This is a genomic window from Burkholderia sp. KJ006 (assembly GCF_000262695.1).
Classification (GTDB): domain Bacteria; phylum Pseudomonadota; class Gammaproteobacteria; order Burkholderiales; family Burkholderiaceae; genus Burkholderia; species Burkholderia vietnamiensis.
On record NC_017921.1, the window covers coordinates 1,358,053 to 1,370,578 of the forward strand.

General features: G+C 69.3%; 10 protein-coding genes. 6 read left to right on the forward strand and 4 right to left on the reverse strand.

The window, feature by feature from the left end; translation table 11 throughout:
- Positions 1-190 precede the first annotated feature (190 nt).
- Both mprF and MYA_RS20090 read left to right on the forward strand, forming a co-directional pair.
- Positions 191-2,785 (forward strand): bifunctional lysylphosphatidylglycerol flippase/synthetase MprF, encoded by a 2,595-nt coding sequence (gene mprF, locus MYA_RS20085; protein ID WP_041494123.1) that lies wholly within the window; start codon positions 191-193, stop codon positions 2,783-2,785.
- Positions 2,782-4,062, forward strand: coding sequence for a virulence factor family protein (locus MYA_RS20090; protein ID WP_014724816.1), 1,281 nt, complete (start codon positions 2,782-2,784; stop codon positions 4,060-4,062). Before mprF ends, MYA_RS20090 begins: the two co-directional genes overlap by 4 nt.
- 173 nt (positions 4,063-4,235) lie before the next feature.
- Here MYA_RS20090 and MYA_RS20095 read toward each other — a convergent pair whose 3' ends face one another.
- The gene (locus MYA_RS20095; protein ID WP_041494283.1) at positions 4,236-5,669 is read right to left on the reverse strand and encodes an aminotransferase-like domain-containing protein; all 1,434 of its coding nucleotides are present in this window, start codon (positions 5,667-5,669) and stop codon (positions 4,236-4,238) included.
- Between the two features lie 231 nt (positions 5,670-5,900).
- Here MYA_RS20095 and MYA_RS20100 point away from each other — a divergent pair, with 231 nt between their 5' ends.
- Both MYA_RS20100 and MYA_RS20105 read left to right on the forward strand, forming a co-directional pair.
- Positions 5,901-7,037, forward strand: coding sequence for an extracellular solute-binding protein (locus tag MYA_RS20100; protein ID WP_011882315.1), 1,137 nt, complete (start codon positions 5,901-5,903; stop codon positions 7,035-7,037).
- Positions 7,034-8,809 carry a diguanylate cyclase domain-containing protein gene (locus tag MYA_RS20105; RefSeq protein ID WP_014724820.1) on the forward strand — a complete coding sequence of 592 codons (1,776 nt, stop codon included), beginning with the start codon at positions 7,034-7,036 and terminating at the stop codon, positions 8,807-8,809. The genes MYA_RS20100 and MYA_RS20105 overlap by 4 nt, the downstream gene beginning before the upstream one ends.
- A 105-nt stretch (positions 8,810-8,914) precedes the next feature.
- Here the strand turns inward: MYA_RS20105 and MYA_RS20110 are convergent, their stop codons facing one another.
- The 3 genes from MYA_RS20110 to MYA_RS20120 all read right to left on the reverse strand — a co-directional run bounded on the left by MYA_RS20110 (position 8,915) and on the right by MYA_RS20120 (position 10,653).
- Complete coding sequence (locus MYA_RS20110; RefSeq protein WP_011882313.1) at positions 8,915-9,217, reverse strand: DUF4148 domain-containing protein; 303 nt, start codon at positions 9,215-9,217, stop codon at positions 8,915-8,917.
- Positions 9,218-9,435: 218 nt separating this feature from the next.
- Positions 9,436-9,696: a hypothetical protein gene (locus tag MYA_RS20115; RefSeq protein WP_011882312.1), complete on the reverse strand. Its 261-nt coding sequence runs from the start codon at positions 9,694-9,696 to the stop codon at positions 9,436-9,438.
- A gap of 117 nt (positions 9,697-9,813) precedes the next feature.
- Positions 9,814-10,653, reverse strand: a complete 840-nt coding sequence (locus tag MYA_RS20120; RefSeq protein ID WP_041494124.1) for a sulfite exporter TauE/SafE family protein — start codon at positions 10,651-10,653, stop codon at positions 9,814-9,816.
- A 217-nt stretch (positions 10,654-10,870) separates the two neighbouring features.
- Here MYA_RS20120 and MYA_RS20125 point away from each other — a divergent pair, with 217 nt between their 5' ends.
- The gene (locus MYA_RS20125; protein ID WP_041494125.1) at positions 10,871-11,767 is read left to right on the forward strand and encodes a LysR family transcriptional regulator; all 897 of its coding nucleotides are present in this window, start codon (positions 10,871-10,873) and stop codon (positions 11,765-11,767) included.
- A gap of 125 nt (positions 11,768-11,892) precedes the next feature.
- A complete protein-coding gene (locus MYA_RS20130) occupies positions 11,893-12,525 on the forward strand; it encodes a LysE family translocator (RefSeq protein ID WP_014724823.1) in 633 nt (210 codons plus the stop codon).
- The last annotated feature ends 1 nt before the right edge of the window (position 12,526 follow it).

The window sequence follows — 12,526 nt, forward strand, 5'->3', positions numbered from 1 at the left end:
CGGCGTGTCCAACCCGCCCGACGCCAAATCGAAACATTCTGTAATGTAAATTCCGTATACTCGTAATTTCTGACCCAGGCGTCGCCTGCCATCGTCTCAGGCGGACCGCCCATGCAGAACAACCAGCCAGATTCGTCGCCGCCCGGCCGTCCCGCGCCGCGACTTGCTATGCACCACCACTGAACAACCTATGTCTTCCCGCCACCCTGGGCCGCCCGGCCGTGCCGCGGCGGCGATCGCCCGTGTCTCGGCGCTGTTGCGCAACGAGCGCGTGCTGTCCCCGCTGCTCGCGCTCGGCATCGGCCTGCTGCTGATCGTGGTCTTCCAGCACCTGTCGCAATCCGTCGACTATCGGTCGGTGATCCGTCAACTGCGTCAAATGTCCGCCCGCGAATGGGGCGCGTCGCTGGCCGCGACGGCATTCAGCTATCTCGCGCTCGTCGCGCGGGACGCGGTCGGCCTGCGCTACGTCGGCGCCGCGGTGCCGCGTGCGGCGCTGTGGACCGGCGCGATCGCCGGCTCCGCGCTCGGCAATGCGACCGGCTTCGGCGCGCTGACGGGCGGCGCGGTGCGCGCGCGCGTGTACGGCGTGTCGGGCGTCACGCCCGCGCAGATCGGTCGCATGACGGTCTTCACCAGCGGCACGCTCGCGCTCGCGCTGGTGCTGATGACGGCACTCGGGATGGTCTGCGTGCCGCAGACGCTCGCCGCGATGCTGCACGTCGCGCCGGCCGTGCTGACGTGGAGCGGCGCGGCGCTGCTCGCGGCGCTGGCTGCGATGACGGCGATGTGCGGCCGCACCGCGCGACCGGTCGTCACGCGCTTCAAATGGCTGTCGTTCGACGTGCCGGCGCGGCGCGACCTCGTCGCCCAGGTCGTGTATGCGGTGCTCGACGTCGTGGCCGCGGGCCTGACGCTGTGGGTGCTGCTGCCGGCCGCGCCGGTCGGCTTCCCGACCTTCATCACCGTGTACGCGGCCGCGCTGCTGCTCGGCATGATCGGCCACACGCCGGGCGGGATCGGCGTGTTCGAGGCCGCGATGGTCTTCACGCTGGGCCGCGAAGTGCCCGCCCATGCGATGGTCGCCGCGCTGATCGCGTACCGCGCGATCTACTTCGGCGTGCCGCTCGTGCTGTCGGCCGGCCTGCTGGCCGGTTTCGAAGGCCGTGCGCTGCGCCACCGGCTCGTGTCGCGGCAGGCCGCGCGCGTGTCGCAGCTCGCGCCGCTGTTCCTGAGCCTCGTGACGTTCGCGGTCGGCGGGATGCTGGTGATCTCGAGCGCGACCCCGGCGTTCTGGCATCGGATCGCGATCCTGCGCAACATCGTGCCGCTGTGGGTGCTCGAGGGTTCGCAGGTGATCTGCAGCGTGCTGGGCGTCGCGTTGCTGTTCGTCGCGCGCGGGCTGCTGCGCCGGCTCGACGGCGCATGGTGGATGACCTTCGCGCTGACGCTCGCGAGCCTCGCGCTGTCGCTCGCGAAGGGGCTCGCCTTCGTCGAAGCCGGCGTGCTCGGCACGCTGCTCGTGCTGCTGCTGGTGAGCCGCCGCCGCTTCAACCGGCATTCGTCGCTGCTGGCCGAACGCTTCACGGTGAGCTGGTTCGTGTCGGTGACGATGGTGCTGATCCTCGCCGTGTGGGTGCTGTGCTTCGCGTTCCGCGACGTGCCGTACACGCGCGACCTGTGGTCGCATTTCTCGTTCGACGCGCGCGCGCCGCGCGCGTTGCGGGCGACGCTCGCGGCCGGCGTGTTCGTCGCGATGTTCGCGTTGTGGCAACTGCTGCGCCCGGCGCCCGGCCGCTTCGTGAAGCCGGCCGCGCAGGACCTGCTCGACGCCGAGCAGATCATCCGCGCGCAGGAATGCAGCGACGCGGGCCTCGCGCTGATGGGCGACAAGTCGTTCCTGTTCTCCGAATCGCGCCGCGCGTTCCTGATGTATGCGAAGAACGGCCGCACCTGGGCCGCGCTGCACGACCCGGTCGGGCCGCGTGAGGAATGGCCGGCGCTGATCAGCAAGTTCATCGCGCTCGCACACGCGCACAGCGGCCGCGCCGCGTTCTACCAGGTGCGCGCCAACGCGCTGCCGTTGTATCTCGACGCGGGCCTCACGCTGATGAAGCTCGGCGAGGAAGCGCACATCGCGCTCGAGCGGTTCGACCTGAAGGGCTCGAACCGCTCGCACCTGCGCTATGCGCTGCGCCGCGGCGAGAAGGACGCGCTGTCGGTCGAGGTGATCGCGCCGCACGACGTGCCGGCCGCGCTGCCGGCGCTGCGCGACATCTCCGACGGCTGGCTCGACAGCCGCGACGCACGCGAGAAGAGCTTCTCGGTGGCCGCGTTCCACGACGGCTATCTGGCGACGCAGTCGGTGATGCTGGTGCGCCAGGCCGACAAGCCGATCGCATTCGTCACGTTCATGACGACCGACCTCAACACCGAGGCGACCGTCGGCGTGATGCGCCATCTGCCGGAGGCGTCGCCGTATGCGATGGAGTATCTGTTTACGCAGCTCGCGCTGCATCTGAAGGAAGCGGGTTTCCTCAAGCTGAGCCTCGGCATCGCGCCGTTCTCGGGCATGGGGGCGGCGAAGATGCCGTCGCCGTGGCACCGGTTCGGACTGATGGTGTGGCGCTTCGGCGGCCGCTTCTACAACTTCCGTGGCTTGCGTGCGTTCAAGAGCAAGTTCGAGCCGCACTGGGAGCCGCGCTATCTGGCGGCCTCGGGCTCGGTCGGCGTGTTCGTCACGCTCGCGGATCTGTCCCTGCTGGCTGGAGGTCGGCGTTCATGATGTTGAAGAAGGGTATCGCGCAGACGGCAATCGTCTGCGCGGCAATGATGCTGGCCGGCGCCGCGAGCGCCGCACAACCTGTCGCGGCGAAGCCGGAAACCGTCTCCGGCGGCCGCTACGGCCCGGTGACCGTCACGAAGCCGAGCGGCCCGCTGCGCGGCTTCGTCGTGCTGTTCTCGCGCGAGCGCGGCTGGGGCGCGGCCGACCAGCAGGCGGCCGATGCGCTCGCGCAAGCGGGCGCGATGACGGTCGGCGTGGATTCGGAGCGCTACGCGGCCAATCTCGCCGCGAAGCAGGAGACCTGTCACCACCTCGACGGCGACGCCGAGGCGGTCAGCCACCAGCTCGAGCGCCTCGCGCAATCGGCACGCTATTACACGCCGATCGTCGCGGGCGTCGGGCAGGGCGGCGCGATCGCCCGGCAGATTCTGTCGATGGCGCCGGAGAACACCATCGCCGGCGTCGTGTCGGTCGAGCCGGCCGCGAAGCTCGATGCGCGCTTCAAGCCGTGCCCGCCCGATCCGACGATCGTGCGGCGCGCGATGCCGGGCTTCGTCGAAACGGCCGCCGCCGGCGACACCGCGAAGCTCGTGTCGCTCGTCACGGCCCATCTGCACGACACCAGCAGCAGCGACGAACTCGACGTCTCGGACCTGCCGCTCGTCGAGCTGCCGGCCAAGGGCGGCAGCGATCGCCTCGCGATCGTGATCTCGGGCGACGGCGGCTGGCGCGATCTCGACAAGACGATCGCCGAGGCGCTGCAGCGCGACGGCGTGTCGGTGGTCGGCATCGACAGCCTGCGCTATTTCTGGAGCGAGAAGCCGCCCGCGCAGGTGAGCCGCGACCTCGCGCGCGTGATGCGCACCTACACGGCGCGCTGGCATGCGAGCCGCGTCGCGCTGGTCGGCTACTCGTTCGGCGCGGACGTGATGCCGTTCGCCTACAACCGGCTGCCGGCCGAGCTGCGCGAGAAGGTCGCGGTGATGGCGTTGCTCGGCTTCGCGCCGGCCGCGGATTTCCAGATCCGCGTGACGGGCTGGCTCGGGATGCCGGCGAGCGACAAGGCGCTGAAGGTCGCGCCGGAAATCGCGAAGGTGCCGCCGCAGCTCGTGCAGTGCTTCTACGGCGCCGAAGAGAAGGACACGATGTGCCCGGCGCTCGTCAATACCGGCGCCGACGTGATCAAGACCGGCGGCGATCATCACTTCGGCCACGACTACATCGCGCTCGAGAAGAAGATCCTCGGCGGGTTCGGCAAGCCGGTGCCGGCGCGCTGAGCGGCGGCGCCCGCGTCGCGGCGGGCGCGGCACGCAGGATGCGCGGAACGGGCGGCCTGAGGGCCGCCCGTTTTCATTGGTGGGCGGGGGGCCGCCGTGCTCACGCGTCGAGGGAGCGAAGGGATTGCACCGCACCGCCTACATGCGCCGCCCGCACGGCGTGCGCGTGACGCTCAGCCGGCCTTGCGCACCGACGGTTCGGCGACGAGCTCGCCGAGCACGCGAATCGCGCGCTCGATGTCGCTGCTCCACGGATGGCCGAAATTCACGCGCACGCAGCGCTCGAAGCCGTGCGCGGCCGAGAACAGCGGCCCCGGCGCGAAGCTGATGCCGCGCGCGATCGCCTGCCGATGCAGCTCCATCGCGTCGATCGCGTCGGGAAACGACAGCCACAGAAAATAGCCGCCGTCGGGCCGCGTCCATTCGACGCCGGCCGGCAGCCAGCGCCGCAGTGCATCGTCCATGCGCGCGAGCTGCGCGTGCAGCGCGCCGCGCAGCTTGCGCAGATGACGATCGTAGCCGCCGTGCTCCAGATAGTTCGCGATGCCGGCCTGCGCCGGAATGCTGGCCGACAGCGTGGTCATCAGCTTGAGCCGCTGCACCCGTTGCGCGAAGCGGCCGGCCGCGGCCCAGCCGATCCGGTAGCCGGGCGCGAGCGTCTTCGAGAACGAGCTGCAATGCATCACGAGGCCGTGCCGGTCGAACGCACGCGCGGGCAGCGGATAGTCGGGGCCGAAATGCAGCTCGCCGTACACGTCGTCTTCGATCAGCGGCACGTCGCGCGCGGCGAGCATGTCGACCAGCGCGCGCTTTTTGTCTGCTGACAGCGTGACGCCGGTCGGGTTCTGGAAATTGGTCATGAACCAGCACGCGCGGATGTCGTGCTGGGCGAGCGCGTTCGCGAGCGCGTCGAGATCGAGGCCCGTGCGCGGATCGACCGGAATCTCGGCCGCGCGCAGGTCGAGCCGCTCGATCGCCTGCAGCGCCGCATAGAAGCCGGGCGATTCGACGGCCACCACGTCGCCGGGCCGCGTGACGGCCATCAGGCACAGGTTCAGCGCCTCGAGCGCGCCGTTCGTGACGACGATCTCGTCGACGGGCTGCGCGATGCCGGTCGCGAGATAGCGCCGCGCGATTTGCCGGCGCAGCGCCTCGTTGCCGGGCGGCAGATCGACGACCGTGCTCCACGGACTCACGAGCCGCGTGGCCTGCGCCAGCGACTTCGCGAGGCGCGGCAGCGGGAACAGTTGCGGCGCCGGAAACGCGGAGCCGAGCGGCACGATGCCGGGCTGCGTCGCGGCGTCGAGCACCGAGAACACCAGATCGCTGATATCGACCTTGCGCGTGGCGCCCGCGCGCTGCGCGCCGTCTTGCGCGGGCGGCTGCGCTGCGGCGGCCGCACCGGGCGCGACGTAATAACCGGAACGTTCACGCGCGCGAATCAAGCCCCACTGCTCGAGCAGGTAATACGCGCGGAACACCGTCGACTGGCTCACGCCGTGCTGCGCGATGATCTGGCGCAGCGACGGCAGGCGCGTGCCGGCCGCGAGGTTGCCGTCGCGGATTTCGTCGGCGATCGTATGGGCGAGGGTTTCGTAGCGTTTCATCGGTACGGGCGCGGGCAGGGTGTCGCCGTGCAGGTGCGCCGACGCGGCGCGGCATCGGCGCGCCATTGTCCGATGCGCGGCCGGAAAAGGAAAGCGCGCGCGAGCAGCCGCGTCCGTCGTTCCCGCGAAGCCCGACTGCACACCGCTTGCGTACGGCTTGTTCCGATTGCACACGCATTGTTTTTATGGTCTTGTGGCACGATAGGCATCGACTCTAAAAAGGACAGTCGGATGCATTCGGGGAACGCGGGCGGGGACCGATTGATCAGGGGAATCGGCGTGGGTCAGCACGTGCGTCTGCACGCGAGCCGGGTCGTGTGCCGGCTGTTCGTCACGGCGCTGCTGTGCGTGCCGGGCGCTCGCGCATCCGCGGCCTCGGCCGAAGCGGCCGGCGACAACGTGCTGCGTGTGCTCGCGTGGCCGGGCTATGCCGACAACGATGTCGTCAATGCCTTCGAGACGCAATTCCATGCGCGCGTCGAAGTGACCTTCGTCGATTCGGACGAGGCGCTGTGGAGCCGCATGCACAGCGCGTCGCCGCCGCCGTACGACGTGCTGGCGGCGAACACCGCCGAGATCCAGCGTTACGTGCGCGACGGCCTGCTCGCGCCGATCGAGCTTTCGCAGATCCCGAACCGCCGGCGCCAACTGCCGAATTTCCAGCAGCTCGACACGATCGGCGGGCTCGTCAGCAACGGCTTCGCTTATGCGATTCCGTTCACCTATTCGTCGATGGGCCTGATCTACGACCGCAAGCAGGTGCCGGTCGCGCCGCACTCGATGCTGGCGCTGTGGGACGCGCGTTACCGCGGCAAGGTGCTCGATTTCAACAGCGCGCAGCACAATTTTTCGTTCGCCGCGCTTGCCCTCGGCTATCCCGAGCCGTTTCGCCTGACGCCCGCGCAAACGCTTGCCGTCGCACGCAAGCTGGTCGACCTGCGGCGCAACCTGCTGACCTACTACACGCTGCCCGAAGAAGCGACCGCGCTGTTCGTCGCGCATCGTGCGGCGCTGATGTTCGGCAACTACGGGACGCAGCAGGTCGAGCAGCTGCGTCGCGCGGGCGCGGACGTCGGCTACGTGATTCCGGACGAAGGCGCGCTCGCCTGGCTCGATTGCTGGGGCGTCACGCGCGGCGTGCAGCATCGCGCGCTCGCGTTCGCCTGGATCAACTACATGCTGGAGCCGGCGGTCGGCACGCTGCTGACCGAGCGCCAGGGGCTCGCCAACACGCTGCAGCCGACGCCCGGTCTCGACGCCGGGCACCAGCATCTGGTGTGGCTGCAGCCGGTGGAGGACATCGCGCGGCGCGAGGCATTGTGGAGCCGCATCGTGTCGGGCGATCGTCCGGAGCGGTTCGACAAATGATCAGGCTCGGGCTCACGTCGAAGCTGTCGGTGCTGTTCGCGTGCATCGGCGTGATCGCGGCCGGCACGACCGGCTACTACGCCTATCGCGCGAACCGGACGATGCTCGTGCTCGAGGCGCAGCACAGCCTGCTGATGTCGACGCACCTGCTCGGGAAGCGCTTCACGACCGCGCTGTCCGACGTCGCCGACGATGCGCTCGTGCTCGCGCAGCTGCCTTCGTCCGCGCGCGTCGCGCTCGGCACGGACCCCGACCGCGCGCCGCGCACGCGGCTCGAGCAGGTGTACGTCAGTTTCATGCGCAACCATCCCGAATATCTGCAGATCCGGCTGATCGCGCGCGCGGATTTCGGGCTCGAGCGGCTTCGCGTCGACCGCGACGCGCACGGCGTGGTCGTGTTGCCGGAGACGATGTTTCAGGAGAAGGGCCAGTTTTCATACGTCTTCGACACGCTCGCGACGGCGCCCGGCCACATCTACCTGTCGCCGATCGGCATCGATCACGAGAACGGTTCGCACGAAGCCGAAGGGTTGCCGATGCTGCGGGTGGGCACGCCGGTGGTCGACTTGCACGGCCGGATCGTCGGCGCGCTGGTGATCGACGTCGAGCTGTCGCGCATGTTCGAACGGCTGGAGCGCGACCTGCCGCAGGACTATGCGGTGTACATGGCGAACGAGTGGGGCGACTTCATCGTGCATCCCGATCCGTCGCAGACCTTCGGCTTCGATCGCGGCCGGCGCGTGCTGATGCAGGACAGCTTTCCAGCCACGCGGCTGCTGTTCGGCGGGGTGCGCACGAACGTGACGCTCGACGGGCTCGCCGAGCCCGACACGCTGCCGGGCGAGATGGCGGCGTTCGTGCGCACGCCGTTCGGCAACGCCGAAGGCAACCGCTTCGTCGTGCTGGGCGCCTCGCGCCCGCTCGCCGACGTGCTGACGCCGGCCGGGATTCTCGGTGAGCGGATCGTCCGGATGGTGCTGCTGATGAGCGTCGCCGCGGTGATTCTCGCGATCCTGTTCGCGCGCGCGATCACGCGGCCGCTGCAGATGCTCGCGCGCGCGGCGACCCACGTGTTCGACGAGCGGGCCACCGAGCGGCTGCCCGTCGCGCGCGCCGACGAGATCGGCGTGCTCGCGCGCTGCTTCGACAGCATGCGCGTCGAGATCCGCACGCAGGTTGCGATGTTGCGCGCGAAGCAGCAGGAGCTCGCGCATCTGGCCGGTCACGATCCGTTGACCGGACTGCCGAACCGCCTGCTGTTCATGGAGCGCCTCGAGGAGGCGATCGGGCACGCGGCCGCGACGCGCGACGGGCTCGCGGTGATGTTCGTCGATCTCGACCGCTTCAAGCAGATCAACGACCAGCACGGGCACGCGGCCGGCGACCGCGCGCTCGTCGCCGTCGCGACGCGGCTGACTCAGGTGCTGCGCACCGGCGACATGGCGGCGCGGCTCGGCGGCGACGAATTCATCGTGCTGATCGCCGACGTGCGCTCGCCGACGGTCATCGACGAGATCGCGTCGCGTATCCAGATCGTGATGGCGCAGGAGATGGAGTTCGGCGACCGGCAGCTGGCGGTGGGCGCGAGCATCGGCGTCAGCGAGTATCCGGCCGACGGCACATCGGCCGAGGAACTGCTGGTGAAGGCCGACGCGGCGATGTACGCGGCGAAGGCGTCGGCGCAGAGCGCATGCGTGCGGTATCAGACCTTGCTGGGCAGCGGTGTCGTGGCCGACGGCGCGCAGCGCGCGGCGGCCGAGGACGGCTGCTGAGCATGGTGGCCGGGCAGTGGATGCCGGGCCAAGAAACGACGCGAGCCCGTCTCGCGACGGGCTCGCCGGAGCTGCGTCGGCCGCGCGAGGCGCGCGGCGGCACGCTTAGTGGCCGAAATAGACCGAGTCGTGTGCCGGGCGCACCTTGACGGCTGCCGGTGCGCCGCCTTCGACTACCGCAGCCGGCTGTGCGCCGTAGCCGCTGTCGTCGACCGCATGTACGCGGGCTTGCGCGGCCTGGATGTCGGCAGGATAGTGCGGGCTCGACTGGCTCGGCGTGTAGCCTGCGTGTTCGAGTTGAACCAGTTCGTTGCGCAACTGCGCACGGGTGACGGTGCTTTGCGCGTATGCGCCGACCGAAGCGGACAGGGCGACAGCGGCAACGACTGCGGAAACGAGCGACTTCATGATGACCTCCGATGTTCTATTGAGTTCGCCGGCGACACCGTGTCGTGAGCGATTGATTACATCGTAGGCGTCGGAAGATTCAGGGTAAACGCGGGTTTCGACGAAAGATTCTTTTGGTGAGGGCAACAATCGCGGGCGGAAACGAAGGCGAAACGGGATTCGTCCCCGCATGCGTCCACCGCGCGCCGACGGTAGGCGGCGGAGGCCAGCGGCCCGTTTCAGACGCCGTCCGCGTCGTCGATTTCCTTGCGCTCGCGGCGTTCCTCGTTGCCGCGGCGCGCGCGCAGACGCTGGCGCGACAGGACCGCGATCACCTGCTGGGTCGGCGCGTCCGACGGCAGTTCGTTGCGGATGCGATCGGGCACCATCGGCAAGCCCGCGCGCTGCCGGCGCAGTGCCTTCGCGATCGCGCGGCGACACTCGTCGCCGTGGCAATCCCATTCATCGCGGATTCGGTGGCAGTAACGGCATGGTTCCATGCCGGACAGTCTAACGCGTGTTGCGGATCGAGGCCGGATGGCGGCAGCGGCGGCGGTGCGGCAATCCGGATACCGCGCGTGCGGCGATCCAATGAACCGCGCGGCGCGCGGCGGCCGTCATTTTCCGTCGACGCGCGCGCGATCGGCATGAGCCACCGGCGCAGCGGCAGGCCGCAGCACGGCCGATTTCCAGATCATCTGCGCGGCGGCGGCCAGCACGAACAGCAGGACGACCGTGCGAAACACGCGCGGCGACATCCTGTCGCGCAGCGGCCGGACGAGCCACATGCCGGCGATCGCGGGAACGCTGGCCGCGGCCGAGATCGCGAGGTCCGCGCCGCTCGCATGCGCGGCGCCGCTGAACGTCGTGATCAGCGTGACGATCGACACGACGAGGATGATCGCGATCTGCTTCGTGAACGCGCGGCCGGTCGCGCCCGCCGAAATGAGGTACGTGGCGAGCAGCGGGCCGGGCACCGACGCGATGCTCTCCATCAGCGCGGCGCCGAAACCCAGCACGAAGCCGACCGGCCGTTGCCATGCGGGCGGCAGCGTCAGCTTCGGCGCGCTCAGCATCAGCGCGGCGGCGACGATCAGCAGCAGGCCCGATGCGGCCTGCGCGTGACGCGCGTTCATCGCCAGCAGGATGACGACGCCGACGATGTTGCCGAGTACCGTGCCGACGATCGGCGCGGCGATCTTGCGCGCGGTGGCCAGCAGTTGGCCGCCTTCCAGCGCCTGCGGGATGTTGCCCAGAATGATCGGCATCGACAGCAGCAGCACCGCATCGCGAATCGGCAGGAACTGGCTGAGGATCGGCATCGCCACCAGCGGCACGCCGATGCCCGTGATGCCCTTGACCATGCCGCCCAGCAGCAGCGCAACCGCGATGCCGGCCAGATCGGGCAGCGAGAGCCCGTGCAGGGCGGATACCAGCACACCTTCAGTCAGATTCATGTCGATTGCCGACGCGTGCGCGCGTGCACGCGGTTGTCGTGTTGTCGGGTTGTCGGATCGAGCCGGGCCGTGCTGTTGCAGCGCGCGGCCCGATGCGACGCCGCATGTTACCCGAGCCGCGCCGGCATCGCGCACATGCTGCAGCGCCGCTTCGGTCCGGTTCATGTAAATCGACCGTATCATGCAGACGGTTCACGCATCGAAACAAGGAAACCAGATGACGCTTGCGCAGTTGCAGGCGCTGGCTACCGTCGTCGAACTCGGTTCGCTGACGGCAGCGGCCGAGCGGCTCAGCCGCAGTCAGTCCGCGATCAGCCACGCGCTGACCGAGCTCGAGGACCTCACCGGCGTCAAGCTGTTGTTGCGCGACCGCCAGCCGGTCGTGCTGACCGCTTCCGGCGAACGCCTGTGGCCGTACGTGCAGAACGTCGTCCGCGACGCGCATACGCTGCGTCAGCAGTTCGCGCTGTCGCGCGGCAAGCTCGAAGGCCGGCTGGTGGTCGCGTCGCTGCCGAGCGTGTCGCTTGCCTTCGTCGTGCCGGCGCTGGAGGCGTTGAAAGCCGCGCACGCGGGCGTGACCGCGGTGCTGCTCGAAGGCACCGATGCGGAGGTCGAAGGCTGGATCGACGATGGGACGGCCGACATCGGCGTGGTCGCCGGCGCGAAGACGTTCCCGAACACGCTGCCGCTGCTCGACGAGGAGTTCGTCGCGGTGACGGCGCCCGACCTGTTCGAAGGCCGCCACAGCGTGTCGCCGAAGCGGCTCGCCGCGCTGCCCTTCATCTTCTCGAAAGCCGGCTGCGGGCCGGTGATCGCGGATTACTTCGCGCGCAACGGCGCGTCGCTGCGCGCGGCGTTCAACGTGGTCGAGATGCGTACGATCCTGTCGATGGCGGAAGCCGGGATGGGCGTCTCGATCGTCCCGCGCATCACGCTCATGTACTCGCGCTTCGGCGGTCGCGTGCTCGAGCTGTCGCCGCGGCTGCACCGGTCCGTGCGCTTGGCGTGGAAGGCGGCCGGCAACGCGGTCGTCGACGAATTCGTGGGGCTGGTCGACGCGCAGCGTGCCAGGACCGGGAAGACCGTCCGTACGCGGGCGAAGAAGGCGAAGTAGGGCGCCGGCCCGCGCGATGCAGACTGCTCATCAGAGGCTTGCAGTTTATTCATGCCGACGCAGGCCGACATGCACTACATTGTTCGACGTTCACCCGTCACCCGATATCGCGCAAGGAGCCCGCCGTGCCGACGCTGCCCACCCTGATTGCTTTTGGACTCGTATCGCTCGGCATGGCGCTCACGCCCGGCCCGAACATGCTGTACCTCATCTCGCGCTCGATCTGCCAGGGCCGGCGCGCCGGGCTCGTGTCGCTCGGCGGCGTCGCGCTGGGCTTCGTGTTCTACATGTTCTGCGCGGCATTCGGCATCACCGCGCTGTTGCTGACGGTGCCGTACGCGTATGACGCGCTGCGTTTCTGCGGCGCCGCATACCTGCTGTATCTCGCGTGGCAGGCGCTGCGGCCCGGCGGTCGCTCCGCGTTCGAGGTCCGGCAACTGCCGCACGACAGCGGCGCGCGACTCTTCGCAATGGGCTTCGTCACGAACCTGGCGAACCCCAAGATCGCGGCGATGTACCTATCGCTGCTGCCGCAGTTCATTTCGCCCGCATACGGCAGTGTGCTCGCGCAATCGCTGGCGCTGGGCTGCGTGCAGATCGCGGTGAGCGTCAGCATCAACGCGCTGATTGCCTGCATGGCCGGCTCGATCGCCGGCTTCCTCGCCGGCCGGCCGCTGTGGGCGCGCACGCAACGCTGGCTGATGGGCACCGTGCTGGCCGGCCTCGCCGTGCGTATCGCGGTCGAATCGCGCAACTAGC

Coding starts and splice junctions, on each gene's coding strand:
- mprF (WP_041494123.1), top strand. CDS start 191: ATGTCTTCCCGCCACCCTGGGCCGCCCGGCCGTGCCGCGGCGGCGATC.
- MYA_RS20090 (WP_014724816.1), top strand. CDS start 2,782: ATGATGTTGAAGAAGGGTATCGCGCAGACGGCAATCGTCTGCGCGGCA.
- MYA_RS20095 (WP_041494283.1), bottom strand. CDS start 5,669: ATGAAACGCTACGAAACCCTCGCCCATACGATCGCCGACGAAATCCGC.
- MYA_RS20100 (WP_011882315.1), top strand. CDS start 5,901: ATGCATTCGGGGAACGCGGGCGGGGACCGATTGATCAGGGGAATCGGC.
- MYA_RS20105 (WP_014724820.1), top strand. CDS start 7,034: ATGATCAGGCTCGGGCTCACGTCGAAGCTGTCGGTGCTGTTCGCGTGC.
- MYA_RS20110 (WP_011882313.1), bottom strand. CDS start 9,217: ATGAAGTCGCTCGTTTCCGCAGTCGTTGCCGCTGTCGCCCTGTCCGCT.
- MYA_RS20115 (WP_011882312.1), bottom strand. CDS start 9,696: ATGGAACCATGCCGTTACTGCCACCGAATCCGCGATGAATGGGATTGC.
- MYA_RS20120 (WP_041494124.1), bottom strand. CDS start 10,653: ATGAATCTGACTGAAGGTGTGCTGGTATCCGCCCTGCACGGGCTCTCG.
- MYA_RS20125 (WP_041494125.1), top strand. CDS start 10,871: ATGACGCTTGCGCAGTTGCAGGCGCTGGCTACCGTCGTCGAACTCGGT.